The 26,535-nt window shown below is 63.4% G+C and carries 28 protein-coding genes and 2 pseudogenes; 13 read left to right on the top strand and 17 right to left on the bottom strand.

The annotated features are described in order from the left end of the window. Nucleotides 1-11: 11 nt before the first annotated feature. The 4 genes from AC10QF_RS14965 to AC10QF_RS14980 all read right to left on the bottom strand — a co-directional run bounded on the left by AC10QF_RS14965 (nucleotide 12) and on the right by AC10QF_RS14980 (nucleotide 4,799). Nucleotides 12-989 (bottom strand): MsnO8 family LLM class oxidoreductase, encoded by a 978-nt coding sequence (locus tag AC10QF_RS14965; RefSeq protein WP_111175826.1) that lies wholly within the window; start codon nucleotides 987-989, stop codon nucleotides 12-14. A 14-nt stretch (nucleotides 990-1,003) separates the two neighbouring features. Continuing rightward, nucleotides 1,004-1,366 carry a DUF3088 family protein gene (locus AC10QF_RS14970; protein WP_010484654.1) on the bottom strand — a complete coding sequence of 121 codons (363 nt, stop codon included), beginning with the start codon at nucleotides 1,364-1,366 and terminating at the stop codon, nucleotides 1,004-1,006. A 158-nt stretch (nucleotides 1,367-1,524) separates the two neighbouring features. Then, nucleotides 1,525-2,106 (bottom strand): FMN reductase, encoded by a 582-nt coding sequence (gene msuE / locus AC10QF_RS14975; protein ID WP_494542444.1) that lies wholly within the window; start codon nucleotides 2,104-2,106, stop codon nucleotides 1,525-1,527. 116 nt (nucleotides 2,107-2,222) lie between these two features. Continuing rightward, the gene (locus AC10QF_RS14980) at nucleotides 2,223-4,799 is read right to left on the bottom strand and encodes a TonB-dependent receptor plug domain-containing protein (RefSeq protein WP_494542445.1); all 2,577 of its coding nucleotides are present in this window, start codon (nucleotides 4,797-4,799) and stop codon (nucleotides 2,223-2,225) included. Nucleotides 4,800-5,137: 338 nt separating this feature from the next. Here AC10QF_RS14980 and ftrA point away from each other — a divergent pair, with 338 nt between their 5' ends. The 3 genes from ftrA to AC10QF_RS14995 all read left to right on the top strand — a co-directional run bounded on the left by ftrA (nucleotide 5,138) and on the right by AC10QF_RS14995 (nucleotide 7,242). Beyond that, nucleotides 5,138-6,139: a transcriptional regulator FtrA gene (gene ftrA, locus AC10QF_RS14985; protein WP_494542446.1), complete on the top strand. Its 1,002-nt coding sequence runs from the start codon at nucleotides 5,138-5,140 to the stop codon at nucleotides 6,137-6,139. A 94-nt stretch (nucleotides 6,140-6,233) separates the two neighbouring features. Further along, nucleotides 6,234-6,677 carry a BLUF domain-containing protein gene (locus tag AC10QF_RS14990; RefSeq protein WP_494542447.1) on the top strand — a complete coding sequence of 148 codons (444 nt, stop codon included), beginning with the start codon at nucleotides 6,234-6,236 and terminating at the stop codon, nucleotides 6,675-6,677. A 97-nt stretch (nucleotides 6,678-6,774) separates the two neighbouring features. Beyond that, on the top strand, nucleotides 6,775-7,242 hold the full coding sequence (locus AC10QF_RS14995; RefSeq protein ID WP_188238460.1) for a chemotaxis protein CheW: 468 nt from the start codon (nucleotides 6,775-6,777) through the stop codon (nucleotides 7,240-7,242). Nucleotides 7,243-7,253: 11 nt separating this feature from the next. On the opposite strand, the gene AC10QF_RS15000 is transcribed toward AC10QF_RS14995, so the two are convergent. Both AC10QF_RS15000 and AC10QF_RS15005 read right to left on the bottom strand, forming a co-directional pair. Continuing rightward, nucleotides 7,254-7,754: a hypothetical protein gene (locus tag AC10QF_RS15000; RefSeq protein WP_494542448.1), complete on the bottom strand. Its 501-nt coding sequence runs from the start codon at nucleotides 7,752-7,754 to the stop codon at nucleotides 7,254-7,256. A 92-nt stretch (nucleotides 7,755-7,846) separates the two neighbouring features. Beyond that, the gene (locus AC10QF_RS15005) at nucleotides 7,847-8,434 is read right to left on the bottom strand and encodes a TetR/AcrR family transcriptional regulator (RefSeq protein ID WP_494542449.1); all 588 of its coding nucleotides are present in this window, start codon (nucleotides 8,432-8,434) and stop codon (nucleotides 7,847-7,849) included. A gap of 234 nt (nucleotides 8,435-8,668) precedes the next feature. Here AC10QF_RS15005 and AC10QF_RS15010 point away from each other — a divergent pair. The 3 genes and pseudogenes from AC10QF_RS15010 to AC10QF_RS15020 all read left to right on the top strand — a co-directional run bounded on the left by AC10QF_RS15010 (nucleotide 8,669) and on the right by AC10QF_RS15020 (nucleotide 9,926). After that, nucleotides 8,669-9,122 (top strand): annotated as a pseudogene (locus AC10QF_RS15010) (SRPBCC family protein). A gap of 10 nt (nucleotides 9,123-9,132) precedes the next feature. Then, on the top strand, nucleotides 9,133-9,465 hold the full coding sequence (locus AC10QF_RS15015; protein WP_099529753.1) for an ArsR/SmtB family transcription factor: 333 nt from the start codon (nucleotides 9,133-9,135) through the stop codon (nucleotides 9,463-9,465). A gap of 2 nt (nucleotides 9,466-9,467) precedes the next feature. Beyond that, nucleotides 9,468-9,926, top strand: coding sequence for an SRPBCC family protein (locus tag AC10QF_RS15020; RefSeq protein ID WP_494542450.1), 459 nt, complete (start codon nucleotides 9,468-9,470; stop codon nucleotides 9,924-9,926). Between the two features lie 43 nt (nucleotides 9,927-9,969). Here the strand turns inward: AC10QF_RS15020 and AC10QF_RS15025 are convergent, their stop codons facing one another. Further along, the gene (locus AC10QF_RS15025) at nucleotides 9,970-10,641 is read right to left on the bottom strand and encodes a hypothetical protein (protein ID WP_111103108.1); all 672 of its coding nucleotides are present in this window, start codon (nucleotides 10,639-10,641) and stop codon (nucleotides 9,970-9,972) included. Nucleotides 10,642-10,819: 178 nt separating this feature from the next. Here AC10QF_RS15025 and AC10QF_RS15030 point away from each other — a divergent pair, with 178 nt between their 5' ends. Then, nucleotides 10,820-11,584: a COG4705 family protein gene (locus AC10QF_RS15030; protein WP_111177163.1), complete on the top strand. Its 765-nt coding sequence runs from the start codon at nucleotides 10,820-10,822 to the stop codon at nucleotides 11,582-11,584. Here the strand turns inward: AC10QF_RS15030 and AC10QF_RS15035 are convergent. Next, complete coding sequence (locus AC10QF_RS15035) at nucleotides 11,581-12,363, bottom strand: 3-hydroxybutyrate dehydrogenase (RefSeq protein ID WP_111177165.1); 783 nt, start codon at nucleotides 12,361-12,363, stop codon at nucleotides 11,581-11,583. The two genes, AC10QF_RS15030 and AC10QF_RS15035, sit on opposite strands and share 4 nt — an antisense overlap. 61 nt (nucleotides 12,364-12,424) lie before the next feature. Continuing rightward, complete coding sequence (locus tag AC10QF_RS15040; protein ID WP_181452193.1) at nucleotides 12,425-12,904, bottom strand: tetratricopeptide repeat protein; 480 nt, start codon at nucleotides 12,902-12,904, stop codon at nucleotides 12,425-12,427. Nucleotides 12,905-13,133: 229 nt separating this feature from the next. On the opposite strand from AC10QF_RS15040, the gene AC10QF_RS15045 reads away from it, so the two are divergent. Next, complete coding sequence (locus AC10QF_RS15045) at nucleotides 13,134-13,475, top strand: hypothetical protein (RefSeq protein ID WP_146257486.1); 342 nt, start codon at nucleotides 13,134-13,136, stop codon at nucleotides 13,473-13,475. A 168-nt stretch (nucleotides 13,476-13,643) separates the two neighbouring features. On the opposite strand, the gene AC10QF_RS15050 is transcribed toward AC10QF_RS15045, so the two are convergent. The 3 genes from AC10QF_RS15050 to AC10QF_RS15060 form a co-directional block, all read right to left on the bottom strand. Next, nucleotides 13,644-14,123, bottom strand: coding sequence for a hypothetical protein (locus AC10QF_RS15050; RefSeq protein WP_494542451.1), 480 nt, complete (start codon nucleotides 14,121-14,123; stop codon nucleotides 13,644-13,646). Between the two features lie 78 nt (nucleotides 14,124-14,201). Then, complete coding sequence (locus AC10QF_RS15055) at nucleotides 14,202-14,933, bottom strand: hypothetical protein (RefSeq protein WP_069139953.1); 732 nt, start codon at nucleotides 14,931-14,933, stop codon at nucleotides 14,202-14,204. A gap of 91 nt (nucleotides 14,934-15,024) precedes the next feature. Further along, the gene (locus tag AC10QF_RS15060) at nucleotides 15,025-16,377 is read right to left on the bottom strand and encodes a DUF1963 domain-containing protein (RefSeq protein ID WP_181452194.1); all 1,353 of its coding nucleotides are present in this window, start codon (nucleotides 16,375-16,377) and stop codon (nucleotides 15,025-15,027) included. Between the two features lie 398 nt (nucleotides 16,378-16,775). Between AC10QF_RS15060 and AC10QF_RS15065 the strand changes: the two genes are divergently transcribed. After that, a complete protein-coding gene (locus AC10QF_RS15065) occupies nucleotides 16,776-17,351 on the top strand; it encodes a 5' nucleotidase, NT5C type (protein ID WP_111177173.1) in 576 nt (191 codons plus the stop codon). A gap of 96 nt (nucleotides 17,352-17,447) precedes the next feature. On the opposite strand, the gene AC10QF_RS15070 is transcribed toward AC10QF_RS15065, so the two are convergent. After that, nucleotides 17,448-18,287, bottom strand: coding sequence for a type 1 glutamine amidotransferase domain-containing protein (locus tag AC10QF_RS15070; protein ID WP_111096152.1), 840 nt, complete (start codon nucleotides 18,285-18,287; stop codon nucleotides 17,448-17,450). A 96-nt stretch (nucleotides 18,288-18,383) separates the two neighbouring features. On the opposite strand from AC10QF_RS15070, the gene AC10QF_RS15075 reads away from it, so the two are divergent. After that, entirely contained in the window at nucleotides 18,384-19,301 is a 918-nt protein-coding gene (locus tag AC10QF_RS15075) for a LysR family transcriptional regulator (protein ID WP_111096151.1), read from the top strand. 543 nt (nucleotides 19,302-19,844) lie between these two features. Beyond that, entirely contained in the window at nucleotides 19,845-20,201 is a 357-nt protein-coding gene (locus AC10QF_RS15080) for a hypothetical protein (RefSeq protein ID WP_494542452.1), read from the top strand. A 404-nt stretch (nucleotides 20,202-20,605) separates the two neighbouring features. Here the strand turns inward: AC10QF_RS15080 and AC10QF_RS15085 are convergent, their stop codons facing one another. The 4 genes and pseudogenes from AC10QF_RS15085 to AC10QF_RS15100 all read right to left on the bottom strand — a co-directional run. Further along, nucleotides 20,606-22,192, bottom strand: coding sequence for a Shedu immune nuclease family protein (locus AC10QF_RS15085; RefSeq protein WP_164284345.1), 1,587 nt, complete (start codon nucleotides 22,190-22,192; stop codon nucleotides 20,606-20,608). A gap of 348 nt (nucleotides 22,193-22,540) precedes the next feature. Further along, a complete protein-coding gene (locus tag AC10QF_RS15090) occupies nucleotides 22,541-22,675 on the bottom strand; it encodes a transposase (RefSeq protein ID WP_164284343.1) in 135 nt (44 codons plus the stop codon). A 151-nt stretch (nucleotides 22,676-22,826) separates the two neighbouring features. Beyond that, nucleotides 22,827-23,015 (bottom strand): transposase, encoded by a 189-nt coding sequence (locus AC10QF_RS15095; protein ID WP_164284341.1) that lies wholly within the window; start codon nucleotides 23,013-23,015, stop codon nucleotides 22,827-22,829. Nucleotides 23,016-23,059: 44 nt separating this feature from the next. Continuing rightward, nucleotides 23,060-23,233, bottom strand: a pseudogene (locus AC10QF_RS15100) (LysR family transcriptional regulator); the annotation flags it as partial. A 157-nt stretch (nucleotides 23,234-23,390) separates the two neighbouring features. On the opposite strand from AC10QF_RS15100, the gene mads1 reads away from it, so the two are divergent. Together mads1 and AC10QF_RS15110 are read left to right on the top strand one after the other, a co-directional pair. Then, nucleotides 23,391-23,594 carry a methylation-associated defense system helix-turn-helix domain-containing protein MAD1 gene (gene mads1, locus AC10QF_RS15105; RefSeq protein WP_164284339.1) on the top strand — a complete coding sequence of 68 codons (204 nt, stop codon included), beginning with the start codon at nucleotides 23,391-23,393 and terminating at the stop codon, nucleotides 23,592-23,594. Then, the gene (locus AC10QF_RS15110; protein WP_164284338.1) at nucleotides 23,591-26,503 is read left to right on the top strand and encodes an SNF2-related protein; all 2,913 of its coding nucleotides are present in this window, start codon (nucleotides 23,591-23,593) and stop codon (nucleotides 26,501-26,503) included. Before mads1 ends, AC10QF_RS15110 begins: the two co-directional genes overlap by 4 nt. Nucleotides 26,504-26,535 lie beyond the last annotated feature (32 nt).

Consider the following 26,535-nt stretch of genomic DNA (forward strand, 5'->3'; position numbering starts at 1 on the left):
GCTCCTGCAGGTCAGGCCACCGCCGCGCGCGGCGCGGGCGACAGCAGTTCAAGGGATGTCAGGCGTGCGTCGAGGTCGGCCACCGGCGCATCGAGGATGAACTCGCCCACGCCGAAACGCCGGTGCAGCGCATCCAGTTCGCCGCGCACGTGCTGCGCATCACCGGACAGCACGCTGGGGCGCGTCTCCTCGATGCGGAAGTCGGCCACCCCCACCTGGCGCGCGTACTCGGCAGCTGCCTCGGCGCTGGGCAGGTTCACCGCCTGCCCGGGACCGAGGTGCAGCTTGTAGACGCGCAGCGCACCGATATGGCGCGAAGCGGCTTCCGCAGTCGGTGCGGCGAAGGCCACCGTGGCCAGCAGCGGCGGCTGCGAGGCGACGCTGCGGTAGGCGTCGAACGCGGCCTCGATGTGCTTCGGGTCACCGTCGAAGTGCGCGGCGTAGACGAAGCGCCAGCCCAGCTCGGCCGCCTGCCGTGCACTCTGCGGGCTGGCACCGAGCAGGAAGCGCTCCGGCGCCTGCTGCGGAATCGGCCGCGCCAGCACATCGGCTTCGGCGCCGGACAGATAGCCCTCAAGGTCGCGCAGTTGCTGGTCGAAGTCGGCGAACGCCGGGCGCCCGGCCGCCAGCGCGGCAGTCGACGCTGGCAGGCCGCCCGGTGCCTTGCCCACGCCCAGATCCACGCGCCCTGGCGCCAACGCCGCCAGCAGGTTGAAGCTCTCGGCCACCTTGTACGGCGCATAGTGGCGCAGCATCACCCCGCCACTGCCGATGCGGATGCGACGGGTCTGCGCCAGCACCCAGGCGGCCAGCACTTCCGGCGCCGGGCTGGCAAGCGCCGGCGCGGCATGATGCTCGGCAAACCAGTACCGGTGATAGCCCAGCTGCTCGGCACGCTGCGCCAACTGCAGGCTGTTGCGCAGCGCCTGTTCCGGCGAGGCGCCCTCGGCCACCGGGCTCTTGTCCAACACGCTGATCTGATAGCTCATCGTCGCGTCCTCGCTCAGGGATGGGCCACGGGGATGCCGAGCAAGCCGTTCAGCGCGGCCAGGATCGGCTCGGCGCCGGAGATGTACTGGCGGTTCTGGTGCGCGCCACTGGCCAGCTCGCTGTGCACGCCCTGCGGCAACACCAGCTTGGGCAGCGACTGGTCCTGCTCGCCGATCTCGGCGATCACCTCGCGGCGCGGCCGCGCGAAGCCGATGCGGCGCACGTCCAGCTGCGCGTCCAGGCCGTCGATGCTCGACAGCGCCCCTTCCAGCAGCAGGCTGTGCCGACAGAAGAAGCGCTGGCCGGGAATCTGTCCGTCCTCGAACTCACGGTCGAGCAGGAACAGGATGGGCTTGTCGGTTGCGTCCAGACTCACGGGGTCGTCCTCATCGGGGGGGCGGCAATGCGATGCCGCTTCGATATCGATGCTAGAGATGACGGCCGTCGGCACGGGGATGCCAGACGACAATCGGCGGTCAGATCCGGCCACGCAGATGCGCCTTGGCCATAAGCAAAGCGCCGCCGGTTATGCCGTCAGGCGATGCGTCGCAGCGGCGCCGCTACCGCCAGCGCCTGCGTAGCCAGATGGCCGGCCGCCCGCTCGGTCGCCAGCGCGATGCGCGCCTGCAAAGCGGCACTGTTGATGTGCTCGCCATCGAAGTCGGCCGGCGTGGCATACACCCCGATCGGCAGCGTGTGCGCCTGCAGGAAACTGAACAACGGCCGCAGCTGATGGTCGATCACCAGTGCATGGCGCTCGCTGCCACCGGTCGCCGCCAGCAGCACCGGTGTATCCACCAGCGCCTCCAGCCCGATGAAGTCGACCAGGTGCTTGAACAGCCCCGGATACGAACCGCGATGCACCGGCGCGGCCACCACCAGCAGTTCGGCGCTCTCGATGGCCTGCAGCGCCTGTTCCACCGCCGGCTCCACTTCATCGCGCGACAGCGACTGCCCCACTGAGCGCGCGATCGGCGCCAGCTCCACCAGCTCCACGCTGGCGTGCACCCGCTGCTGCAACGACGCCAACAGGTGCCGCACCAGCAGCAACGTACGCGACGTCGCCGAGCTGGTCGGTGACCCCACCACTGCAACCACCTTCAATGCAGAAGACATGAACTGCTCCTCGATGATGCCGAACCCCGTCCGGCCGCCTTTCGCGTTCTGAAGAGCCGAGCAATGCTCGGCTGCATTCGCCTTTGTAGAGCCGAGCCATGCTCGGCTGCTCCACCTCAGAACCGGTAATTGATCCGCCCGTACCAGAACGCCCCGATCCGGCTCAGCACGTCGCCCGAATCCCACGTCGTCTCGATGCTGGCCACATCGGTAGCACTGCGCGCGTACTCCGGCACCTTGCGCGTGCGCTTGTCGAACACGTTGTTGACGCCCAGCGCCGCGCTCCAGCCCGCACCCAGCTCCACCGCACCTGAAAGGTTGGTCACCAGCACCGGCGGCTGCCTGTATTCCACGCCGTTGTTCAGGCGCTTGATCGGGCCGTAGTAGGTGAAGTCGACATTCGAGCGCCAGCGCCCGTTCTGCCAGCCCAAGCCCGCCACCTGGGTGTAGCTGGGCGTGCGGAAGCGCAGTGCGTACTCGCTGGATTTGGTCAGCAGGTTGATATTGGGCAGCCCCTGCAGCGCCGCCGGAATATCACTGACCTTCCGGATCGTGGTGCGGCCGACGTTGGCCGCATAGCTCCAGCGCAGCTTGCCCCACGCCGTTTCCTGGTTCGCTTCCAGGGTCAGCTCGACACCGCGTGTGCGGGTATTGCCCACGTTGGTGAAGTAGCTGGCATAGAACGCATCACCCGGCAGGATGCTGATGCCGGCCGAACCCAGCAGCGCATCGATGGTGTTCTTCTGCGCCGCAGTCAGCACCGTGCCGCTGTTGTCGGTGATGCGCGCTGGATCCTGCGCGTTGTAGCCGATCTGGCTGGACTGGCCGAGCTGGCCACGGATGTCGATCTGGTAGGCATCCACGGCCAGGTGGAACGCCGGGCTCGGGTCCCAGGTCACGCCCAGGCTGTAGTTGGTGGCTTTCTCGGGCTTCAGCGGCGTCGCACCCAGCGCAACCGCCGCCGGCGAAGACACCTGCGCCACCAGCGTGGTGCCGCACGGGCAGCTGCCGGTGGCCTGGTAGTACTGCGCGCCCAGGCTGGGCGCGTGGAAACCGTTGCTGACCGTGGCACGCACGCCCAGCGCGTCGGTGAAGTCGAAGCGCGTGGTCAGGCGGCCGGTGGAGACACTGCCGAAGTCGGAGTGATCTTCCCAGCGTGCGGCCGCATCCAGATACCAGCGCGAGGTGATGTTGGTGGCCGCGCCCACATAGACCGCCTTGCTGTTGCGGGTAGCCTTCACCGCGTCCGCAGTGGAATAGCCGACGAAGGCCGCAGCACCAAAGCCGGTATACGACTCCCACTGCCCCGCCCCACGTTCGTACTGTTCGTGCTGGTACTCGGCACCTGCGCTCACTTCCAGCGGCGAGGCGAACGCAGCCACCTCGAAGCCACGGCGCAGGTCGAGGTTGGCGATACCCTGCTGGTAGTCCAGCTTGCCGTCGTAGAAGTCGGTAGGCGAACCGGGGTATGGCAGCGAGTAGTTCACCGAGTTGCGCGTATAGGTGCGCACCGTGCTGCGGTTGCCGGTCAGGCTGGCGTCGTAGTCCCAGCCTGCGATCTGGCCTTTCACGCCCGCGGTGCCGGTGTGCTGCTTCTCCTTGGTTTCCAGCACCGGCAGGAAGCCATCGGGAAACACGCTCAGCACGCCTGGAGCCTTGTAAGTGGTGAAGATGGTCGCCGGCAGACGGAAGTTCTGGATCGCCTGCGCGGTGCGGTCACTGGCCGTAGCGTTAGCGTAGAACTGCGCGCTTTCGCCCAGGCCATGGCCCACGTTCACCGCGAAGGCCTTCAGCGCATACGACGGCGAGCTGAGGATGGTGTTGGCCTCGGCATCGCGGTCGGCCTCGGCCGGGTTCGGCGATGCACCGGCCGGCAGCCGGTTGTTCGGACGCAGTGCGACCAGGTTGCCGTTGGCATCCACCGCCGGATAGCTCAGATAGCCATCGATGTAGCGGCGGGTACGGATCGCGTGGTGCTGCCGCGTGGTTTCGCCCGACAGGTTGACGAAGCCATCGGCGCCCCACGGCAGGCCCACGTTGGCACGCACGCTGGTGCGCGAGCCATCGCCATCAATGCTCTGCCCGCTTTCCACGGAAAGCTCGCCACCGTGCGCCTGCGATTTCAGGATCACGTTGACCACGCCGGTGATCGCGTCCGAGCCATAGATGGCCGACGCGCCATCGCGCAGCACTTCCACGTGGTCGATCGCCGAGACTGGAATCAACGCCAGGTCTGCCCAGGCATGGCCGGGGAAACCGCCGCCGTTGGCCCCGCTCACATAGGCACTGGCATTGCGGCGCTTGCCGTTCACCAGCACCAGCGTGTAGCCCGGCGAGAGATTACGCAGCTGGTAGCCACGGATCAGGCTCTCCTGGTCGCTCTGGTAGCCGCCAATCTGGCTGAGCGAGGGCAGCGCACGCTGCAGCGCTTCGAGCAGGTTGGCCTGGCCGGTGGCGGTGAGGTCTTCCGCAGAGATCACATCGATCGGCGTGGAGCTGTTCTTCACCGTGCGCGTACTGGTGCGCGAACCGGTCACCACCACCGCATCCAGCGTGGACGCTGCCACGTTGGCCGTCGCGGCGGTGGCAGCAGGATCTGCATCGGCGTCAGCCGCGTGGCCAGGCGTTGCAGCCAGAACGCTGGCGATCAGGACGGCGAGAGTGTTCAGCACAGGGGCGTGGGCGGCAGGCATGGGGACTCGTGGGAGTGGGCCGGAAACACGCTTCCATTCAAGGGCCTGTTCACCTGGTGCGACAGGCGGGATCACGTCACCCAACCGTCATATCCGGCCACCCACATGACCGCTGGTAATGACGTTAGGCGGCATTGCCGGTGCACTGCTGTCTGTAGAGCCGAGCCCACGCTCGGCTGCTCTACGCGACGGCGTCAGATGCATCCCCCCTGCCGGTATTGAGCCGAGCGTGGGCTCGGCTCTACAAGAGGGGAGCGACCGCTCCATATGCCTGGCAGGCATCACCTCATGCCCGCGCACCACGCAACGCCACGCATCTCCACCCGTAGCATCAAACCATGCCCAGCCCACCCGCCGATCCCACCGCGCCGCTCGTCACCATCGTCGCCTGCCACGGCCAGGGGCTGTTCGAGTTCGGTTGTGCGGTTGGCCTGTTCGCACCGGTGCGGCCAGAACTGGGCGTGGCCTGGTACCGCACCCAGCTGTGCGCGGGTGAACCCGGCGCACTGCGCATGCTCGGCAATGTACAGGTGCAGCTGCCCTACGATCTCAGCACTGTTGATGACGCCGACATCATCGTCATTCCCGGATGGCGCGAACCCAGCGAACGCCCGCCGCAGGCACTGCTCGATGCACTCATCCGCGCCCACGCCCGTGGCGCACGCATCGCCTCGATCTGCTCTGGCGCCTTCGTGCTGGCCTGGGCCGGGCTGCTCGATGGCCGCCCGGCCACCACCCACTGGCGCCTCACCGAAGCGCTGGCACGCGACTTTCCACGCATCGATGTGCGCGAAGACGTGCTGTACGTCGATACCGGCAACGTCATCACCTCGGCCGGCTCGGCCACCGGCATGGACATGATGCTGCACATGGTGCGCAAGGATTACGGCGCACGCGTGGCCAACCTGGTGGCCGAACGGCTGGTGCTGGCGCCATGGCGTGATGCCGAACGCAGCCAGCGTGTCAGCCGGGCCATTCCCAATGGCGAGCCCTCGCGTCTGGCAAAACTGATGGAATGGATGCGCCGCAACCTGCGCGAGCCGCACTCGCTGGGCAGTCTTGCCGAGCAGGCCGCGCTCAGCCAGCGCACGCTGCAGCGGCAGTTCCTGGAAGCCACCGGCCTGTCACCCATCGACTGGCTGATCCGCGAGCGCGTGGCATTCGCCCGCGAGCTGCTGGAAACCACCGACCGGCCGCTGCAGTGGATTGCCGAGCAGGCCGGCTTTGGTTCGCAGGAGTCGTTCCGCCGGCACTTCCGCGGCCAGGTGGACGCCAGTCCTACCCAATACCGCAGCCAGCATCGCGGCGGAATTGGCGCGGGTCGGTTGGTGGGCTGCTGATCCAACGCATCACTCCCGATGATGCGTGAGGAAAGGCTCACGGCAGGCTATGGCGCCCCACGTATAGTGACGGGCGTCACAAGAAGCCCCTTCCATGCTCCACGCATTTGCCTACTCCAGCCACATGTCGGCTGGGCTTTCCGATGAAATCCTCCGGCAGATCGTCTCCTGCTCTGCCACGTTCAACCGTCGCGTGGACGTCACCGGAGCGCTGCTCGTCGACGGTCAGCGGTTTTTCCAGTACGTCGAAGGTCCGCCCGACGGCCTGGAGGCGGTCAAGCACCGCATCCATGACAGTCGCTCGCATGCTGCCGTCGTGCCGGTACTGGACATGGCCATCAGCGCGCGTGCTGTTCCCTATTGGGCCATGACCCGCATCGACACCGGGCAGGTCGTGGTGTCCGGCCTGGTCAATGCGCGATGGGACGAATTTGGCCATGCCGTTCCGGGCATGGATCAGCTCGTCGGCCTGCTGCGTCCGCACTTTCCGCGCATCGGCCCGCTCAGTGCGCACCATGCGTCCGTCGGATCCAGCTGAACCGCCGCCCTGCGCGCGTAGTCCCACGCGGCCGCGTGCTCCCTGCGCACGTCATCATTCAAGCCGCGTTACCCATCGTTCCTGCCAGATCCACAGCATGCCTGTACCTGCTCAACCTTCAACGGAAACACGTGCCTCGCCCGCCGAGTTGTTCGAGGTTGTCGTCCTGCGCGCAGGCACGGCCCTGTTCGCGATCGACGTACAGGTGGCCGTGGAAATACGCGGCCCCGAGACCTTCGGCCCTGCAGATCAGCATGGCAGGCGGAACCTGGAGGTACGAGGGCAGCCATTGCCGGTGGCCGACCTGCGCAGGCTCAGCGGGCAACCGGCATTCGATGGCGGCAGCCCAGCCATGCTGTTGATCACCGCCGGCACCGCAACCCTGGCGCTGGCAGTAGATGAAGTGCTGGAAATCGAAACACCGGACGCATCTCCAGACGCAGCCTCGCCGGCGCAGGGTCGACCGTTCAATTTCTGCAGCCGGCACGTTCGGGTGGATGCCACACGTTCGGCTGCGCTGATCGAACCGCAGTCGCTGCTGGCTGCGCTCGCGGTGCGGGACTGAGGCGCCTCTGCTCAAGGGCGCCTGCGAACCGGTTGAGACCGCATGCGCCAGCACTGCGCGGCAAAGCCGATCACAAACACCACCGTCAATCCCAGCAGCGTGTGCAGCACCACCGGCGCCATCGGCGCCGCAGCAATCGGATGCGCTGCCGGCAACCGTGTCAGCGTTTCATTCACGCCTGGCACCAGCGACAGCAGGAAGCTGAAGGACAGCGCAAATGTCGACAGGTAAGGTGCGGCGCCACCCAGCCAGCGCAGCCGGGCCGCCAGCACGCCGCCGAACGCCACCAGCAGCACGATCACTCCGAATGCGTGGCCCGGGTTGATCCCGCCCGTACTGGAGACGGTGAACGACGTTGCCACCGACAGCACCAGCCCAAGCAGGTACAGCTTGCCGGAGCGTGTCGCGGGGTCGATCGCGCGATGGCGAATGAAGGCATACAGGCCGGCGAACACCGGTACAAGGCTGACGGCCGTGTGGATCACGCCCAGCGTGGACAGAGAGTGCGACATGGAACATCTCCAAGGGTTGGTTGAACCTACTAGTAGGTAGACTTCTAGGTCAAAGAAAAGGCCTACGTTGCCGCAGGCCCACCACACATCCATCAGGCAGCCGCGCTCACCCGCGCGATGGCCAGCCGTGCCAGCGCAGCAAACGTCGCCGCATCGCCGAAACCGCGCGCGGCCAGCATCGCGCCATGCACCGATGACATGAACGCCCTGGCCTCATCGGCCACCGTACCCTGCAGGCGCAGTTGACCCAGCGCCGCGCCCTTTTCCAACGTGAGTGCCAACCAGCCACTCAAATCCTCGAAATGCCCGCGTACTTCTTCGGCAATCTCCGCAGGGATCATCGGCGCCTCTGCCGCCAGCATCGCGCAGATGCAGAACGAAGACGTGCCACCGGCAATACAGCTCGACCAGTAGTCCACATAGGCGTTGAGCTCCTGCAGCGGGTCGCCCAGCTGCCGGTCCAGCAGCGCCAGGCCTTCGCGCGCCTCGGCCCGGTACAGCTCAACCACCGTGCGCACCAGGTCTGCCTTGCTGGGGAAGTGGTGATGGATGCTGGCCTTGCTGATGTTCACCCGCGCCGACACGTCGGCGTAGCTGAAGCCGTTGTAGCCACCGGCCTCCAGCAGCGAACGGGCGTGGGCCAGGATCTCCTGGGCCTTGGGCGAGAGCGGCTCTTTCATGCCGTCAACCTACTAGTAGGTTGACCCACTGTCAACTCCCCGCTGCGAGGTCGGCAGCATCTGGTAGTGCCGGCCGCTGGCCGGCAACTGCACGCCCCTGACTCCAACCGGATGTCGGCCCGCGGTTGGGAACGTCAAAAACGGGCATTCGTGGCGGGTTTTGACATGCAGGTATTTACCTGCATATAGTCCACTCAAGGGCGGCGCCTGCCGGCCCATCGCGAGGAACCTGCAATGGTGAATATCGCACACCGGGTCGGCATCAAGGCCCCCGTAAGCCAGGTGTACCAGGCCCTGGCCACCCCCGAAGGCGTGGCGGCCTGGTGGGCTGAAGACACCCACGGCGACCGCAACGTCGGCGGCACCGTCAAGGTGCGTTTCACCAACAACGGCCAGGAAATCGGCCATGGAAATGAAGCTGGAACAGCTCATTCCCGGCGAGCTGGTGCTCTGGAAGTTCCACGTCGGCCCTGCCGAATGGATCGGCACGCATGCGCGTTTCGTGCTGAAGCAGGAAGGCGACTACTGCATCGTCCTGTTCACCCACGAAGGCTGGAAGGAGCGTGTCGAGTTCACGTCCCACTGCAGTACCAAGTGGGCGGTGTTCCTGATGAGCCTGAAAGCCCTGCTGGAAACCGGCAAGGGCCAGCCCAACCCCCGCGACGTCAGGATCGACAACTGGAACTGAAGACTTCCCCATGGCGGTAGACCACGTGCGCGACGCAGACAAGGTGTTCAAGGCCCTGGCCGATCCCACACGCCGTACGCTGCTGGACCTGCTCTGCGAAGACAACGGCCAGACCCTGGGCCAGTTGTGCGAGCACCTGGACATGGCCCGGCAATCGGTCACCCAGCACCTGGGCCTGCTGGAAGACGCCAATCTCATCAGCACAGTACGCCGTGGCCGCGAGAAGCTGCACTTCATCAACCCGGTGCCGCTGCATGAAGTCTACGAGCGCTGGGTACGCAAGTTCGAGCAGCAGCGCCTGAGCCTGCTGCATGACCTGAAACGCGAACTGGAAGGAGAATGACGATGTCCGCAGAGACCACCCGCTTCATCCACGTGATCTATATCGCCTCCACGCCACAGAAGGTGTTCGAGGCCATCACCCGGCCCGAGATCGCCCGCCGCTACTGGGGCCATGAAAACGTCTCGGACTGGAAACCCGGCTCGCGCTGGCAGCACGTGCGCGCCGACGAAACGCGCTCGGTCGAGCTGGTCGGCGAAGTGGTGGAAAGCACCCCGCCCTCGCGGCTGGTCATCACCTGGGCCGCCGCCTCGCAGGCCGACAACCCGGACGCCTACAGCCGGGTGACCTTCGAGATCGTGCCCTACCAGGACATGGTGCGGCTGACCGTCACCCACGACGAATTGGAACCCGGCAGCGGCATGGAAACCGGCATCCGCCAGGGCTGGCCGATCGTGCTGTCGAGCCTGAAGTCGCTGCTGGAGACGGGCAAGGGGCTGGATGTGTTTGCTAAGCCGAGTTGAGCGAGCAAAAACGTTCCTTCCGTTGGTGGTCCGCCCTCCACGCCTACTGATGCGCGTTGTCCACAACGCGTTTGACACCTAACTGATCGAGAGTTCTATCCAATCCACGGCTGTAGGCAACCACGCTCTTCTGGTACGCCCCCATCAGATCCGACATTTTCTCTCTGTTCTGACGATCATCTTCAAGATGATCAATTAGCTCAGCTTGCAGAATCTTTCCGCTTTCCTTGTCGAAGACCATCCTGCTTATCGTGGCGCGCCGTATTGAGTACTCGATCGCGTCCGCATGATCCTTGAAGCTATAGCTTTCGGCATCGGCCGCCAGCACATTTGACTCAGCCGGCCTACTGAGATCAACCAGCTTCTTTGCTGCACCAGTCCCAAAGTACCGCTCAATCTTAAAGTAGTGTGCAATCAACTTCTGATTCCATTGGCGGTTGAACTCCATGTAATTCAGCCAAGGACCGTCTTTCACTTCCTCCCATCCCTTTCCGTCCGTCGCCCATTGCAGCTGCTTCAAGGCCAAGTAGCCTTCATTGAGGAGAACTACCGTTTCCTGGAAGGTAAGCTGGGCGCCTTCGGCGAACCTTTCAGCTTCGCTCTTCTCTGATATGTACGATTGCAGCATCAGACCGCCCCCTAGAGTCAGGACAGAGCTGAGTACGGAAGAGACAACTGCAACAATTATGCTGGACCTTAGCGATACGTCGGACATCCTTGACTCCTGAAGCGGTGATTCTGTGCGGATCAATCGCTTACGCGATTGCCTATGATATCGACTGACCAGCGCCGGCTGAACGCCGCCCCCCGCCCAGCTTCGCCGAACCCGGTTCCGACCGTGCTCCGACGCCGCCCGCCACAGCATCGCCCACAGACATCCTTGGCGACGTTCGATGCGCGCTTCAGACGCAGATTCCCTGCACAGCAAAGTGGCGGCGGTCACCCTCGGCTTGTGGGTGATGAAGATCGCCGCCACCACGCTCGGCGAGATCGCCGGCGACCTGCTGTCGATGACACTCAACCTGGGCTACGTGGCCAGCTCGGCCATCCTGCTCACTATCTTCGCGTGCCTGCTGGCCGTGCAGCTGTCGGCGCGGCGCTTCCACCCGGTGCTGTTCTGGTCGGTGGTGCTGGCCACCAGCACCGCCGGCACGACGATGTCCGACCTGCTCGACCGCACGCTCGGCCTGGGCTACGCCACCGGCGCCAGCCTGCTGGCCGGCTGCCTGGCACTGGTGTTGCTGGCCTGGCGGGTATCGGAAAAGTCGATCTCGGTCAGCAACATCGCATCGCGCCGCGCCGAAGGCTTCTACTGGACTGCCGTGCTGTTCTCCAACACGCTCGGCACCGCGCTGGGTGATTTCCTGGCCGACGATTCCGGGCTGGGCTGCACCGGCGGCGCACTGCTGATCGGCAGCCTCATCGCGCTCACCGCATTGGCCAGCCGCATCAAGGGCATCAACCGGGTCATCCTGTTCTGGATCGCCTTCGTGCTCACCCGCCCGTTCGGCGCCACCTTCGGCGACCTGCTCACCAAGCCGCTGGAGAAGGGTGGCCTGGGCTTCGGTACGGTCGGCTCGTCGCTGGTGCTGTTCACCCTCCTCGCCACACTGGTGGCACTGCCGATGCTGCAGCGTAAGGCGCAGCCGGCCAGCTAACGCGCGGTCCAGCCCCCATCCACCGGCAGCGCCGTGCCGGTGATCTGTGCCGCCGCGTCTGAGGCCAGGAACACCACCATCTCGCCCAGTTGCTCGGGCGTCACGAACTGCAACGACGGCTGCTTTTCAGCCAGCAGCGCACGCGCGGCGGTCTCCTGATCCGTGCCGTCATTCTCTGCAAGCGCGGTGATCTGCTGCTCGACCAGCGCCGTCCGCACCCAGCCCGGGCAGATGGCATTGGCGGTGATGCCGGTGCCCGCATTCTCCAGCGCGGTCACCTTGGTGAAGCCCACCACGCCATGCTTGGCCGCCACATAGGCCGACTTGTTCACCGAGCCCACCAGGCCGTGCACCGACGCGATGTTGATGATGCGACCGGCGCCCTGCTGCTTCATGTGCGGCAACGCCGCCGCCGTTGCATGGAACACCGCCGACAGGTTCAGCGCCAGGATCGCATCCCACTTGTCGACCGGGAATTCCTCGATCGACGCGGTGTGCTGGATGCCAGCATTATTCACCAGGATGTCGATGCGGCCCATCGTCGTCACGACGCGGTCGATCATTGCGCGCACCGCCTCGCCCCGGGAAAGGTCCGCGCCATCGTGCACCACCCGTACACCGAACTCGGCTTCCAGATGGGCACGGATGCGTTCGATCTCCGCCGCATCGCCGAAGCCATTCAGCACGATATCGGCGCCCTTGCGCGCCAGCGCCGTGGCAATGCCAAGACCGATACCGCTGGTGGAGCCGGTGACCACCGCAACCTTTCCAGAGAACATGGGCGAGCTTCCATTGGGGGCGGGCCGCCAGTGTAGCGTTACCGGCCTCCGCACCCTCCTCCTACGTGCCCACGTCCAACGAATACGCCAACAGGAACTCCCTGGCGTACTCATTCCCCCCCTGCGCCGAAGCGCGAATCAGGTCCACCGCACGCGGCACGTCCCTGGCAATACCCTTGCCATGGAACAACGCCAAGCCAAACTCGAACATGGCCGACGGATAGCCGGCCTCCGATGCCCGCTCAAAACACGCGGCCGCCCGCATGACGTCCTGCTCGCCGCGGTCGCCGGTCAGCAGGCACAGTCCTACCGCATGGATTGCCGGGATATAACCCTTCTCTGCGGCCTGCTTGAGGGTCGCGAAGCTGTCCGTCTCGGCATGTGCGTCGTCCTCCCCAACGGGCATCGAAGAAGAGAGGAACAGCGCTTCGGCACAGCCGCGTGCAAGCTGCGGAGCCAACAGCCGCCGCGCCTCGGCAATGTCTCCACGGTCGAGCATCGCATCAAAGTCAGTCGTGAGCTGGGTTGGCATGTTCGTCATGGCGCAGGCTTCCTTCCTGTTTTCGGGCATCCGTTCGCCCCATTGTGATTATGCATGCGCAATGCCGTACATTCCTCCAGCCCCTGAGGAATGGCGAGCCAATGATCTGACTCGTGGGCCAAATCGGCACAGCCCATTTACCTATACGTTGTCGCAAATAGCATTGGACCCACCAAGGCATGTGGAGATATTCTCGAATCTACGTGGATCTGCCCAAAAGGTGACAATCTTGGCCCTTTCCTCTCCGCCCGTTCCAGCCAAACTCCGGGAAATGTTCAAGGACTATCCGGAACATATCGAACGACTGCAGGAAGTACTGAATCGATCAGCCGAACGATCACGACAGATTCCTTTAATGCCGTTCGACGACGCGATCTCTGCATTGGAAGGCAGGCTCGGAACGTTCATCATGGAGGCACGGAGTGAGCTTGCCGCTGCCGAAGCGGCTGGAAATCCCCAGGATATTGCCAATGCACTTGAAAAAGAACGGTTAATGCTTAGGGCGCGCCTACAAAGCCAATGGATAGGAGATGAGTCGATGCACTCCTATTTTCAGGAGCTAGAGCGTTGAGTTCAACCAACTCGAACAGCAGCTGGAAGATCAGCGCGTGCAGCACGATATCCAGATACGCGCCGCCAGCATGGGCTGACTGGGCGAGACACGCGCGAAATCACTCACAACAACCCGTCCGCCCACCCCTTCTGTCTACCAATCAGCGCTGCTGATATCGCCGCACAATCAGAAGAACAGACCGGCTCGATCGACGGACGCCAGCGGGTTGGCCTTCCGCACCGCCTCCAGGAACAGCAGGAAATCGCGGTTGAACAGCGTCAGGTTGTTGGTGAACGTCACGCACTTTCTGCCCGATGCTTTGCTGAAGCACACCCGCCAGACATAGCGCCCGTAGATCTTGTCGGACGTTCGTGTGACTGAGGTGATCTGCGAGAGCGGAACCGCCGTGGGCACTGGCCCACGCCGCAGGTAAAAGGACGCTGCATCAAAGAAGTAGTGCTCCCGATCTTCTTTCCCATCCACCATCACCAACGTCATGGACCTGCCGGAAATCTGGCGCGGAGTATGCAAACGCAGCCCCGTCTCTACGGACGAGCGAGCAGTTGCTGCCATTCGCCGAAGGGTGAACCAGAGGATCACCAACGGAAGTGCCGCGAGGACAATGAAACCTACGGTCTTCAAAACAGTTTCCAGCGTGCTGGGCACACAGATCTCCAGGATGAACGTTCAGGCGATGCCCAAGTAGATCCACGCCATGCGTGGATGCTCTCCCTCAGCGCCCCATCACTTCCAATGATCCGGCCCCAGGAACGGCAGGCTCAACACAAACACCGGAACCGCCACAGGAATCAGCGCCGCCCCCAGCACCTTGCCCGCCGCCGAACCCACACCCGGCTTGTCCTCCCGCTCCGGCAGGATCCGCTGCGCCCGCGCATTGATCGGCTGTGCCAGCTTTCCCTTCTCCGCCAGCGCCGCAGCATCCGGCAACTTCACCCGCTCGCCGTCGCCCTCGAACAGCGCGCTGTAATAGCTGCCGCCCTTCCTTGAAAGATTGCAGGCCCGGTCAAACGCCAGCGCGTAACGGGTCCGGTCCATCGGCAGGTAGTAGCGTGCCCGCTCCTCCACGGCCTTGGCCTCACGCGAGGGGACCTCAATCCGCTCCAGCTTGAACTGCGCGGCCTGCTCCGCCGTCACCTGCTCCGGCCGCAGCAGCAGCGCATAGCTGCCGTGCACCTTGGCCTTGTTGGCCGGGTCGCGCCAGTCCTCATGGAAGTACATCTGCGCGCAGGCCACCGCCTCGCGCAGCGGGCTGTCCATCAGCGCACGGTACTCGCGGAACGGCGCGGCATTGAAACGCATCGGCTCGTCATAGCGCGGCAGCAGATACAGCTGGCCGTCGTCGGCCACGAACGCACTGGTGATCTCGCGGCTTGAAGCGTGCTCCTCCGGGCCACTGGCACAGCCGGACAGCAGGCCAAGGCACAGGGCGGAGAGGATGAAGAAGGACGTTCGCATGTCGTGTTCGAGGGCTTCCCTGGGTAAACGGCCCCGCCCGAAGGGACGAGGCCAGCCCGTCATGGTGCCATGCCGGGCTTGCCATGCCCAATCAGTGCGACTCCACCACACCCACGACGCGGTCAAACCTGCAGTTGCGCAGGTCCTCACGACTCAACCAGAACGTGGCCTGACCACAATCACCAAAGACCAGGTCAATCGCCGGGTCACACGCCAACTGCAGCAGGCAGACCGCGTCGCCCTCGCCTTCCACCTCGGGCACGATGCCGTGCAAGCGCGGTACGTGCCCCAGCATCTGGTGCACCCGCGTCTCGGCGCAGCGCTTGCGGCCATCAGGCAACGTGCCCAAGCTTTCATCAAACGGCAGATGTTCGTCCTGCAGGTGGCGGTACATCAGTGCAGGTATACGCGCGGCCGCAGCCGGCGAGCCCGCCGCGTAGGCAACTGCCGCCAGCAGTCCCTTGGTGAACGCCCGCCCCATGCCCAGGTCGGTCAGCGTCATACGCTCGAAGTCGTCGCTGATCTGTCCGATAATCCACTCACGGAATGCCTCCCGCGTTGCATCATCCGGGGCTTCATCCAGACCAATGGCGGCGGCGCGCTTCACCCATGCGCGTACATCGGCGTAATCAATACCCCCGCGCTTGCCTGCACGTCGTTCATTACCGATCACCCGCGAAAGACGGTCAATGATGATGCCTACCTGGGGAAAATCGGTCTGGTAGCGCAGCCATTGCACCGGGAACGTCCACGCAGGTGACTGCGGGCGCTCCCATTCCGTGGCGGCGTCCGCGCGCGGAAACAGGCCCGTGGCCGCCACCACCGCACCCAGCCGCATTTCGTCCAGGCGCGAGGGGTAGATCTCGTAATACGGCCTATCCTCCTCACCCGGCGGCAGCTCCAGCTCGTCCGGCCAGGTATCCATGTGCCGCGCCACCAAGGGCCATTGAACATGCACGCATGGGCCATCTTCGTCAGGCAGCAGCCATGCAGGATTGCGGTGCGCATGGTCCGAAGGACCTTCATCCAGAATCGGGCGCACGCCGTCCGGCAGCGCACGCACGTGCTGATCGACCGCGACCTCGGGCGCGTACAGCACTCGCACACGTTGCTGCGGTTCGTCCGTGTCCCATATCTGTTCTTCGTCGTTCATGGCGAAGAAGAACAGCATGCCTTGCGAGGGCATATCGGGATCCACGCGTGGCAGCTCGGCGCAATCGATCTGCGCCAGGAAGTGCATCGGCGCCGCTTCGCCGTAACTCTCGCCAACCGGCCAATCCATCCCATCGGGCAATTGCGGCAGACCGCCTAGACGGCTGCGAACCCTGGGGAATGCCGCCGGCGGGTAGAAACGCTGCAGCACCAGGGCCGGGGTGCGGTGCTTGGCGAAGAAGGCCTCAAGCACGGCTTCAGCATGGTGGTCGCGCTGGTCGGCGTGGTACATTGAATCTGCCTGAGCATCCATTTCGGTGACGTCCTTTTGAGTCTGGATCGAGCACCACAGGTATATCACCACCCGGTCTGCCAGTAGCGCCCTGCGATGATCCACTCACCAGCGCGCCAGACTGATCCTTGGCTGGCGAAGTAGGCCAGTGGCTGCGGGCCGTACGTCTTGCCCAAGGGCCAGGTCAGCCACCCGGCAGGCCTTTGAAGAAGCGCCGCGACATAAGCCGCATTTCCAGCATGCCGATTACGGCATCCGTGGGTCGCCGCCCCCTTCAGCCGTGCCGGCGCAGTCGGCATCGCGATTGCCGCCATGTCTGTCGCAATCGCCAAACACTTTGCCCCGCTACTGGGGAAGCGATGAAGAAGAAAGCCCACTCTTGTAAGGAGAGCGCGTAAATGAACGCTGATGATGTGAAGTCAATACCGATGATGGACCCGCTCGCCAACCGGCACACAGGAGGATCGAGTGCATCCAGACGCACCATCTACGTAGATCTTGATGGCGTAATGGCCGACTTCGACGCGGCATTTCCCGCCCTGTTTGGCCTGGACCATCGCTTGCTTGCCGACGATGAAATGTGGGGGCACATCAACAACCACCCGTCGTTCTTCCGCGACCTACCGCCGATGCACGGTGCAGTGGAGTTCTTCCACAGCATCCACCACTTGAACCCGGTGATTCTCACGGCCTGCCCGAAATCGAACTATCCACTCGCTGCCATCCAGAAGCGGCAGTGGGTCCGCGAACACCTGTCAGCGACCTGCCTGGTGTTGCCTGTGCTCGGCGGCAGGCACAAGCCTCTTTTCATGCACCAGCCGGGTGATGTCCTGATCGACGATTTCGAAGCGAACTGTGATGCCTGGACAGCGGCCGGAGGCGTGGCGATCAGGCACGCCGGCGATTGGACCGCGACGCGTCACGCGCTTTCCCAGATTGAAGATCTGTCAGGAGCAGCGCTCGCGAAGGGCTGATGCCCTCTCTGCCGACCACGCTGGCACTTCCACAGACAGGCCGAGGTGCTGGCCCCTCGGCCCGCAAGGCTGGCAGCCTGCTGTGCAGACCCCGCCTTACTTCAACCGCTCCACCAACCGCTGCCCCACCTCCAGCGCCGACGCCGGGTTCTGCCCGGTAATCAGCTCGCGGTCCACCACCACATGCCCGGTCCACGGTGTGGTGTTACTGCTGAACTTCGCACCCGCCCGCTGCAGCGCGGTCTGCGGGTAGAACTTCATCTCACCGCCGCCCAGCAGCGGCTTGGCCTGCTCTTCTTCCTGGTTGCTGATCACCGTCATCTGGTAGCCGCTGTAGATCCACTTCGGTGTGGCCGGCATCGCACCCGCTTCCAGCTCCGCCACGAAACCATCGGCATCCGGCAGCGTGGACAGCAGCGCGATCGGCCCGTGGCAGACCAGTGCAGTGGTCTTGTTGCGCTGGTGGAAGTCGGCCAGCAGCCGGTCCAGCGCCGGGCTCTTCAGTAGGTCCTGCATCGGCGCGTGGCCACCGGGAATGTAGACCGCATCGAAACGCGCGTAACCCTGCTGCTCGATGCGCGCCAGGCTGACCACCGGCGAGGCCGTCGGCGAGGTCAGCGCCAGTTTCTCCAGCAGTTCCTTGTGCAGCTTCAGTTGGGCGGCATCGTTGCCGAAGTACGCCGGCGTCACCGAGGATGCATCCACCGTCGGCGCCCGCCCCTGCGGCGTGGCGAAGGTCACCTCGTGGCCGGCGTCCAGCAGCAGCTTGACCGGCTGCATCAGCTCGTTGAGATAGAAGCCGGTGGACAGCACCTTGCCGTCCTTCAGGTCCAGGTGGTTTTCGTCGGACAGCACCACCAGCACGTTGGCGGCCTGCGCGCCGCTGGCGGCCAGGGTCAGGGCCAGCGCTGCGGCCAGCCGGGTCATCAGGTTCATGGGGAGCTCCTATGGGGGAATGGCGGCCACTTTATTCATCGCCCCAGCGGCGATAAATTGGCTCCATCGCAAAACATCTGTTCCCCGGAGAGCCAAATGAGCCGCAAGTTCGACTACCTGGGCGATGTGGAGGTGTTCCTGGCAGTGGTCGAGCACGGCTCGTTCACGGCGGGCGCGGTGGCGCTGTCCACCACGCCCTCGGTGCTGAGCCGCGCCGTCACCCGGCTGGAAGCGCGGCTGGGCCGCCAGCTGCTGCAGCGGACCACCCGCCGCGTGGGCCTGACCGACGCCGGGCGGCTCTATCTGGAACAGGTACGCACCGCCTTCGGCCTGCTGGACGACGCCGAGCGCGACGTACTGGCCCAGGACGGTGCGCTGGCCGGCCGCGTGCGCCTGAGCGTGCCCACCACCTATGGCCACTACCGGCTGCCGCCCGTGCTGGCGCGCTTTGCGCAGCAGTACCCGCAGGTGCAGGTGGAACTGAACATCACCAACCGCAACGTGGACCTGGTGGCCGAAGGCTTCGACCTGGCCATCCGACTGGGCCAGCTGCCGGACAGCGGGCTGGTGGGGCGCAAGTTGGAAGATGCGCCACTGCTGTTGGTGGCTTCGCCGGAGTACCTGCAGCGCCGTGGCACGCCGCAGACGCTGGACGACCTCCAGCAGCACCTGTGCCTGCCCTTCGTGATGCCGCGTACTGGGCGGCTGGCGCCGTGGATCTTCCGCGACGACGGGCGCGACGTGGACTGGCTGCCACGCTCGCCCATCGAGACCTCCGACGATGTGCTGGGCGTGGTGTCGCTGGCCGAACAGGGCATCGGCATCTGCCAGAGCTACGAGTTCATCGTGCGCGAGCGGTTGCAGCGTGGGCAGCTGGTGGAAGTGCTGCCGCAGCTGCGGGGAAGATCGCGGCCGTTCTCGGTGATCTATGCGCCGCATCGGCGACAGTCAGCGGCGGCGCGGGCGATGATTGAGTTGCTGGTGGGGAATGCGGCTGAGGCTGGCGTTGGTTGAAGCTGCGTGCTTGTTAACAGTGTCGGGTTTGAACCTATTTTCGGGGTGTGCGGCTGATCGGGCGCCGTTGCCACTCGGTGCGGATTAAGAACTGTTGCAAAGAAGGCTGTCGCGCTATTCGCTTGCAGCATGGGCGATTACGCCACTTTGATTCGCAATCAGCAGCGCATCTGCGCGAATGCGTCCGGCGGTGTCGCTTGATGCACGAATGGTGCGTGCAACAATAGTTCTTCGCTCTCGGATTCAGAGATTCCTTCGCGAATTTCTATTGGCATTCGAAGCGGCTGCGTAAACACCATGGCGCGCCACCGACAACGGGTGGCAGCGGGCGTCCAAACCCGAGACAGATAGTTGTTTACGCTTGCCCGTCGGCACCGTCCTTAACCGGTGCCGGCGGGCAATCCGTCGGCCTTTATGGCGGGCGGTGCGTGGGGGTCTTCGGACCCGCCGGTTATTGACAACTGTCTGTCCCGGTTTGGAACCCGCACCGTCCGCCACCTCTTCGCGGTGGCGCTGTTAAGCACAGCCACGGAAGCCGACGCCATGAACGAATCCGACACCTTCTCTTCGTACACCGTTGTTGATCCCATCAACGACGACACTCCCCTGCCCGACCTGAACTCCCTGCTCGGCATCCTCAAGCGCATGCGCGGCTGCGAGGGGGCGGATGGGCATCCTTGGCCAGAAACCGATGTGTCACCCGGCCGCCGCGTGAGCCTGGCGACGACCGAGCGCGCGTTGGTGGGGCTGCTGACGGTGCTGGAGGTGTTGCACGCGGCGGACCGCTGCCGTGTGGCAGCGGAGCCGGAGCGGCATTTGGATGAAGGAGTGGTTGATGGGTTGTTTCTGGCTTGCCGGGAGTTGGTTGAGTGGGCTTGCCATGGGGTGAGGCCGGAGTAACTTGGTTCAGCTGCTCATCCGAATCTCGGATGGCACAGTCAATCTTAAGCACTAATTTCCTGCATTAGATCTGGCCTCAGCCCCGACACATCATTAATCGCAAATCACCGCAAGTGACGAGTCTATGCCAGCCCAGAATGCCTGTGTGTTCAGGCACTCGATCACCACGTACCACAACTAAAGGCTCGAAACAGCCCAGGGCGCAGATGGTGTGAGGCATGCAACTGGAATATACGGACTGCGAGTGCAGGTGATCTGATCGCCAGCACGTCACCGTGCAGGCTCCGATCAACCGAGATTTGGACCGGCATGGAACGGCACTGACCAATGTGATGAATCTATAAACGTTCTGGGCATTTGCCAAGCGTGATCTCTGAATGAGCCCCTTACTTGACATGGTGCTATCAGAACGGAACGTCGAACTCCGCGTGTTCGCTGAGCTCATCCTCAGTCTCGGTATTTTCTGCACGGGCCTCGGCATGGCTCCCCACATCGAATTTCGCCGCATGCTCCATGCTCATCAGACCATGGAGCACCTTGAGCTTCTCCAAGAGCTCATCGAACGTGACGACAACCACATCTTTAGAAGCATATCGAAAGAGATCCAGTGAGCGTTGCTGCGCGATATCCGTTGGCAACGTTCCAATGATGACAATGCACTGGACAGCCGACACTTGTGTATCAGCCATCATCCGGTCCGAAGACTTTTTCGCGGAAAAGTGATGCAGCAGCTGCGTCCGCTGGTCGAGGACCTGCGCAATCGAGGCAGTCAGTTCAGTGTGCGGTGCGTATAGATCACCGCGGTAGGGCCGAGCACCCACCAGTCCTGAAGATGGTCGCTTGATCTCGACAAGCGCCAAGTTTCCTGTGAATCGCTGGGCCATCAGGAAATCCGCAATGCTCCCCCCATTGCCGCGAATTGTATTGCCTCCTACGCTCGCTTGATCTTGGAATAGGATGACCGGATGCGTGAAGGCAAGGCTAAGAATGAAAGGATTGTTCTTGAAGAAGGACTGCCACTTCGGCTCAGCAAGGTTCTTCGAAAGCATGCTTTCGAGCTTGCCAATCAGTTCTTTCAGCGTGACTTGTTCTAGGACTGACATGAGCCGGAGCAACTCGGCAGGTTCCTCCGCCGCAATCTGCTCCGCGCCCTCCCTCACCACTCGTGCGGCGGCCAGACTATCCTTTGCATTGCGTGCCGAATTGTGTCCGCGCAACTGTACAAGCTCATAGATTTCGCCCGGTTTGATCTCCGGAAGTCGACGCTCAAACTGGTCGGGTAGCGCTGCATTAAGGGTCCCGTTGTAAGCAGCAATCCGTCGATCCCGCAGCGACCTTCTGGCGGCCCTATAGGAGATTGCATCGATCGCCTTGCGAATCGAATTGAATCGGTCGATACCGAGCCTGAACTCAGGTAGTTCTGCGACCGCCCCGTCGCCAGGCCCGATGACCAGCCGCGTAACGCCGACATGCTCAAGGATAGCTTCAGGTATGAGCCGGTATTCCCACTTTAAACCAAGGCCATACCTCGCGTATCTACCAAAGCCGGTCGGTAGTCCCTTTAGCAGACTGTCGAACTCTTCTACCGTTTCCGGCAGAGTCCATGACCGATTTTCGTCGGCAACGATGACGATCTCTGTAAGCTCATCATACTTAGGCTCGAGGAACTCCAACCGGTAAGACGCGGCCACTAACGGATACATAGTGAGTTTGCGCTCGGTCATTCGGGCAAGGAGCTCGACCTTGTTATTTTTTTTGTCGCCCGCATTTGAAACAACCAGGCCGTGAGCATGCAATTCGATACAGTCCTGGCCGCCGAAGGTAGCCCTTCGCAGTGTCACCACGAAAGTACCGGGATCTGGACTGGAGATCGACGCGGGGATATCCAGCCCCCCTTCATCGTCGAGCACTCCCAGTGCCCCGTCCCCAACATCATCGTCCGGCTCCCAATCCAGATCTGGGTTGATCAATCTGCGCTTTGACGGATTCATTTTCTATCCCTGTTCGATGTAGTTGCAGCCACCAACTGCAGCCGGCATCAACGGGTATGGAGCCGCCGAGCCGGAACGCTTCTAGCAACTGTACCGACACCCCTATATCGTTCTACTGAATGTTTAGATCAAGGCCGACACCGGGAAAGACGTCAAGATCCTCCGGACGCGACTGATGCCAGCAGCTTCAACAAGTGTATAGGTGCGCGCGCCGAATTACCTGCTCTGTACTATGGGGCAATCGATCTCCTCCATACAAGTCGCTACAACCAAATGCCGCCTTCCTTTCGCTCCGCAATATGCACGCGCCACGCCGTCAACATACTGACGCTCACTGACGTCTATTCCCTAAATTTTGGTTCTCCATCCAACTCCGGGAAGGGCTGCACGGATTTTGATGGAAAAGTAAGCCTCGTCTCGGTATCCGTAGGCGAAGCGCTTGATTACCTTGATATTGTTGTTGATCCCATCGGTCAGATTCACTCCGAGGGGCCATCAGCAATGAGCCAGGATGCCTCGCAGATAGGGCTGCAGGCGACGGACAAACTTTTGCAGGGGCTCCAAGCTGCTACGTAATTCGCGCTGTCGCTAGTCCTTCCGCGCTTTTGCTGCCCAAGCCTGGCTGCGGTTAGCGTCAGAGCTTCTTCAAGTCGCCTTTCAGCACATAGGTCGCCATTAAGGCCTTGTTGGCAGCCAGCAGCTCCCTGAGCTTGACGCGTCGATCCGCTAGGACATTCTGCCGGTTCCGCAGCAAAAGCCAGCGAGATGTCGTCACCACACGCCGGGGAGGTTTGTCCTGGCACAGCCTATTGGCTTCATCCACGCGGACCCGGCCGGCAACATCCCGGCCGTACTGGCCACCACAGGGGTCAGCCGGGGGCTGCGCGTCGTGCGCACAAATAGCTGGGCGCCGAGGTCTTCTTCCAACTCCTTGACCGCCCGCGACAACGGCGACTGTTCAATGTGCAGTCGCTCCGCTGCGCGGGCGAAATGGAGTTCTTCGGCAACAGCCAGAAAACAACGTAGATGACGAAGCTCCATAACCACCCTTCCTATTCATGCGATCCAGATCTCGGGGTGAGAGGCCATGCAGTCCGCCGTCAGCCGACCTTCAAACGCTTAAATTTTCGGTTTGGGTTGCCTTTGATATGAAAATTCTGCACTATCCTGTCGTTTTCTTCCACTTACTGGCCGCCCCATGCCCAAGAAGACCAGCGACAGGGCAATCCTGACGATCAGGGAAGTCGCGGAGTACCTGAAGGTCACGGAACGGACGATCTACCGGCTGGCGGCGGCCAAGAAGATTCCCGGCTTCAAGGTCGGCGGGACTTGGCGCTTCCGGCAAGCAGACATCGACGCTTGGATCGCGGCGCAGGCGAACAACGCGGAGGGAACGGATTGATCTCCGCCTACCACGCCAAGTACTACGCCCATGAGCTGACGCGACGGCACGCTGCCGACGGCGTAGATCGCCTGTCGCAGTCGCTATTCGATGCCAGCGTCGATCTGAACCCGCACCAGATCGAGGCGGCGCTGTTCGCGCTGCGCAACCCCTTGCAGGAAGGCGTGTTGCTGGCCGACGAAGTGGGCTTGGGCAAGACCATCGAAGCCTCGCTGGTGGTCTGCCAGCACTGGGCCGAGCGCCGCCGCCGCTTGCTGGTGATCTGCCCGGCCAGCCTGCGCAAGCAATGGGCACAGGAGCTGCACGACAAGTTCGCCGTGCCCAGCACCGTGGTGGATGCCGTCTCCCTGCGCAAGAAATCCGCAGGCGACATCCTCGCCACCTTGCAGGGTCTGGTCGGCAAGTCGGTCGTTATCATGTCCTACCAGTTCGCCGCCAAGCTGGAGGCGGAACTGCGCGCCGTGCCGTGGGACGTGGTCGTCATCGACGAAGCCCACAAGCTGCGCAACGCGCACCGGGCCAGCAACCGCACCGGACAGGCGCTCAAACGCGCGCTGGAAGGCCGCAAGAAGCTGTTGCTCACGGCCACGCCGCTCCAGAACTCGCTGATGGAGTTGTATGGCTTGTCCACGCTGATTGACGAGCACCTGTTCGGAGACGAGACGGCCTTCCGCAAGCAATTCATGAACAGCGGCACGGGCATGGACGAGCTGCGCGAGCGCATCGCCAGCTTCGCCAAGCGCACCCTGCGGCGCGACGTGCTGGAGTACATCAAGTTTACCGAACGCAAAGCGCTGACCCAGCCCTTCAACCCCACTGACGACGAGCAGGCGCTCTACGAACGCATCTCGGCCTTCCTGCAAAAGGAAGATTCCTACGCCCTGCCCAAGCAGCAACGTCATCTCACGGCACTGATCCTGCGCAAGTTGCTGGCCTCCAGCTCGCACGCGGTTGCAGCCACGCTCGTCACCATCCGCGAACGCCTGCAAAACCTGCTGGCAGCGGGCGCGACGGAAGACGACGGCACGGAACTGGTCGAGCAGCTCATCGCCGAGGACGATCTGGAGCAGGCCTATCTGGAAGAGGAGGCCAGCGAGGACGAGGAAGCCTCCAATGTCCTCGCGCCAGTCGCCGCCGACGGTGAGCCCGACCCCAACGTCACCCGCACCGTGATCAGCACCGAGATCGAGGAACTCACCGCCTTCATCGATGCCGCGCGGGCGCTGCAAACCGACACCAAGGCGCAGGCATTGCTCAAGGCGCTCACGCTCGGCTTCGGCAAGATGGCCGAACTGCGCGCGCCGCGCAAAGCCATCATCTTCACGGAATCCAAGCGCACGCAGGAATACCTGCATCGCTTCCTTTCGGCTAATGGTTACGCGGGAACGCTGGTGCTGTTCTCCGGCACCAACACCCACGAAGAATCTGCGGCTGTCTATCAACAATGGCTTACGGAGTTCAAGGACACGGATCGCGTCACCGGCTCGCCGCAGGTAGACAGGCGCACCGCGTTGATCGACCACTTCTGCAAGGACGACGGCACCGGTGCGGAAATCATGATCGCAACCGAAGCCGCCGCCGAGGGCGTCAACCTTCAGTTCTGTGCGCTCATCATCAACTACGACCTGCCATGGAACCCGCAGCGCGTTGAGCAGCGCATTGGCCGTTGCCACCGCTACGGCCAACGCTTCGACGTGGTGGTCATCAATTTCCTCAACACCCGCAACCAGGCCGACCAGCGCGTGCTGGAACTGCTCACCGAGAAGTTCAACCTGTTCTCCGGCGTGTTTGGCGCATCCGACGAAGTGCTGGGCCGCATCGAAGGCGGCCTGGACTTCGAGAAACGCGTACTCCAGATCTACGACACCTGCCGTCAACCGGAGCAGATCGAAGCTGCCTTCAATGCGCTGCAAGCCGAACTGGAAGACGCCATCGCCGACCGCATCAAGGAAACCCAGACCCAGTTGCTGGAGAACTTCGACGAGAACGTTCACGACCGCCTCAAGCTGCGGCTGGACGAAGCCGAAGCCCGCCTCGACAAACTGGGCCGCTGGTTCTGGGGCGTCACCCGCTACGCCTTGAGCGAGCGCGCCCGCTTCGACGAGCAGTCCTACGCCTTCTCCCTGAGCACGCCGCCGGACGGCATTGCGCCGGGCTGCTACCAGCTCATTCGCGGCGCGGCCCAGCCAGACATGCTGGCCCACGCCTACCGCTTGAGCCACCCCCTGGGCGAATGGAGCATCGATGCCAGCCTCGCTGCACCCACGCCCGCCGCCACCGTGACGCTGGACTACGCCAAGCACGGTGCACGCATTTCCGTAGTGGAAAAGCTTCGCGGCAAATCTGGCTGGCTTACGCTGGCGCGGCTGGAAGTCACCGCCTTCGAGACCACAGAGGCACTGCTGTTCTCCGGCCTCACGGACGACGGCGAATCGCTGAATCAGGAAACCTGCGAAAGGCTGATGAGCATCGCGTCGGGGGGCAAGCCTGCTCCGCTGCACGCCGCCGCGCCGGAAGCATTGGCTGCCAACAGCCAGCGCGCGGTCGCGGCCACCATCGCGCAGGTGCTGGAAGCCAACCAGCGCCTGTTCAACGAGGAGCGCGACAAGCTGGAGCGCTGGGCGGATGACAAGCTGCTGGCCGCCGAGGAAGCCCTGAAGAACACCAAGGCGCGCATCGCCCAGTTGAAGCGCGACGGGCGCAAGGCCGCCACCTTGCAGGAGCAGGACGGCATCCAGCGCGAGCTGTCAGAACTGGAACGTAAGCAGCGCCGCCTGCGGCAGGAAATCTTCACCGTCGAGGACGAGATCATCGCCAAGCGCGACGAACTCATCGCCTCGCTCCAGCAGCGCCTGCAGGAAAAGACTAACAACGAAACCCTGTTCAGCATCCGCTGGCAGGTCACGTAAGCCAAGAGTCAGAAAACCCCGAGATCAGGGCA

The organism is Stenotrophomonas maltophilia complex sp. Om-AH-Sm3 (assembly GCF_059337855.1).

Coding starts and splice junctions, on each gene's coding strand:
- AC10QF_RS15080 (WP_494542452.1), top strand. CDS start 19,845: ATGAACGAATCCGACACCTTCTCTTCGTACACCGTTGTTGATCCCATC.
- AC10QF_RS14965 (WP_111175826.1), bottom strand. CDS start 989: ATGAGCTATCAGATCAGCGTGTTGGACAAGAGCCCGGTGGCCGAGGGC.
- ftrA (WP_494542446.1), top strand. CDS start 5,138: ATGCCCAGCCCACCCGCCGATCCCACCGCGCCGCTCGTCACCATCGTC.
- AC10QF_RS15000 (WP_494542448.1), bottom strand. CDS start 7,754: ATGTCGCACTCTCTGTCCACGCTGGGCGTGATCCACACGGCCGTCAGC.
- AC10QF_RS14990 (WP_494542447.1), top strand. CDS start 6,234: ATGCTCCACGCATTTGCCTACTCCAGCCACATGTCGGCTGGGCTTTCC.
- AC10QF_RS15025 (WP_111103108.1), bottom strand. CDS start 10,641: ATGTCCGACGTATCGCTAAGGTCCAGCATAATTGTTGCAGTTGTCTCT.
- AC10QF_RS15030 (WP_111177163.1), top strand. CDS start 10,820: ATGCGCGCTTCAGACGCAGATTCCCTGCACAGCAAAGTGGCGGCGGTC.
- AC10QF_RS15055 (WP_069139953.1), bottom strand. CDS start 14,933: ATGCGAACGTCCTTCTTCATCCTCTCCGCCCTGTGCCTTGGCCTGCTG.
- msuE (WP_494542444.1), bottom strand. CDS start 2,106: ATGTCTTCTGCATTGAAGGTGGTTGCAGTGGTGGGGTCACCGACCAGC.
- AC10QF_RS15035 (WP_111177165.1), bottom strand. CDS start 12,363: ATGTTCTCTGGAAAGGTTGCGGTGGTCACCGGCTCCACCAGCGGTATC.
- AC10QF_RS15060 (WP_181452194.1), bottom strand. CDS start 16,377: ATGTACCACGCCGACCAGCGCGACCACCATGCTGAAGCCGTGCTTGAG.
- AC10QF_RS15020 (WP_494542450.1), top strand. CDS start 9,468: ATGTCCGCAGAGACCACCCGCTTCATCCACGTGATCTATATCGCCTCC.
- AC10QF_RS15065 (WP_111177173.1), top strand. CDS start 16,776: ATGAACGCTGATGATGTGAAGTCAATACCGATGATGGACCCGCTCGCC.
- AC10QF_RS15085 (WP_164284345.1), bottom strand. CDS start 22,192: ATGAATCCGTCAAAGCGCAGATTGATCAACCCAGATCTGGATTGGGAG.
- mads1 (WP_164284339.1), top strand. CDS start 23,391: ATGCCCAAGAAGACCAGCGACAGGGCAATCCTGACGATCAGGGAAGTC.
- AC10QF_RS15075 (WP_111096151.1), top strand. CDS start 18,384: ATGAGCCGCAAGTTCGACTACCTGGGCGATGTGGAGGTGTTCCTGGCA.
- AC10QF_RS14980 (WP_494542445.1), bottom strand. CDS start 4,799: ATGCCTGCCGCCCACGCCCCTGTGCTGAACACTCTCGCCGTCCTGATC.
- AC10QF_RS15005 (WP_494542449.1), bottom strand. CDS start 8,434: ATGAAAGAGCCGCTCTCGCCCAAGGCCCAGGAGATCCTGGCCCACGCC.
- AC10QF_RS14995 (WP_188238460.1), top strand. CDS start 6,775: ATGCCTGTACCTGCTCAACCTTCAACGGAAACACGTGCCTCGCCCGCC.
- AC10QF_RS15015 (WP_099529753.1), top strand. CDS start 9,133: ATGGCGGTAGACCACGTGCGCGACGCAGACAAGGTGTTCAAGGCCCTG.
- AC10QF_RS15040 (WP_181452193.1), bottom strand. CDS start 12,904: ATGACGAACATGCCAACCCAGCTCACGACTGACTTTGATGCGATGCTC.
- AC10QF_RS15070 (WP_111096152.1), bottom strand. CDS start 18,287: ATGAACCTGATGACCCGGCTGGCCGCAGCGCTGGCCCTGACCCTGGCC.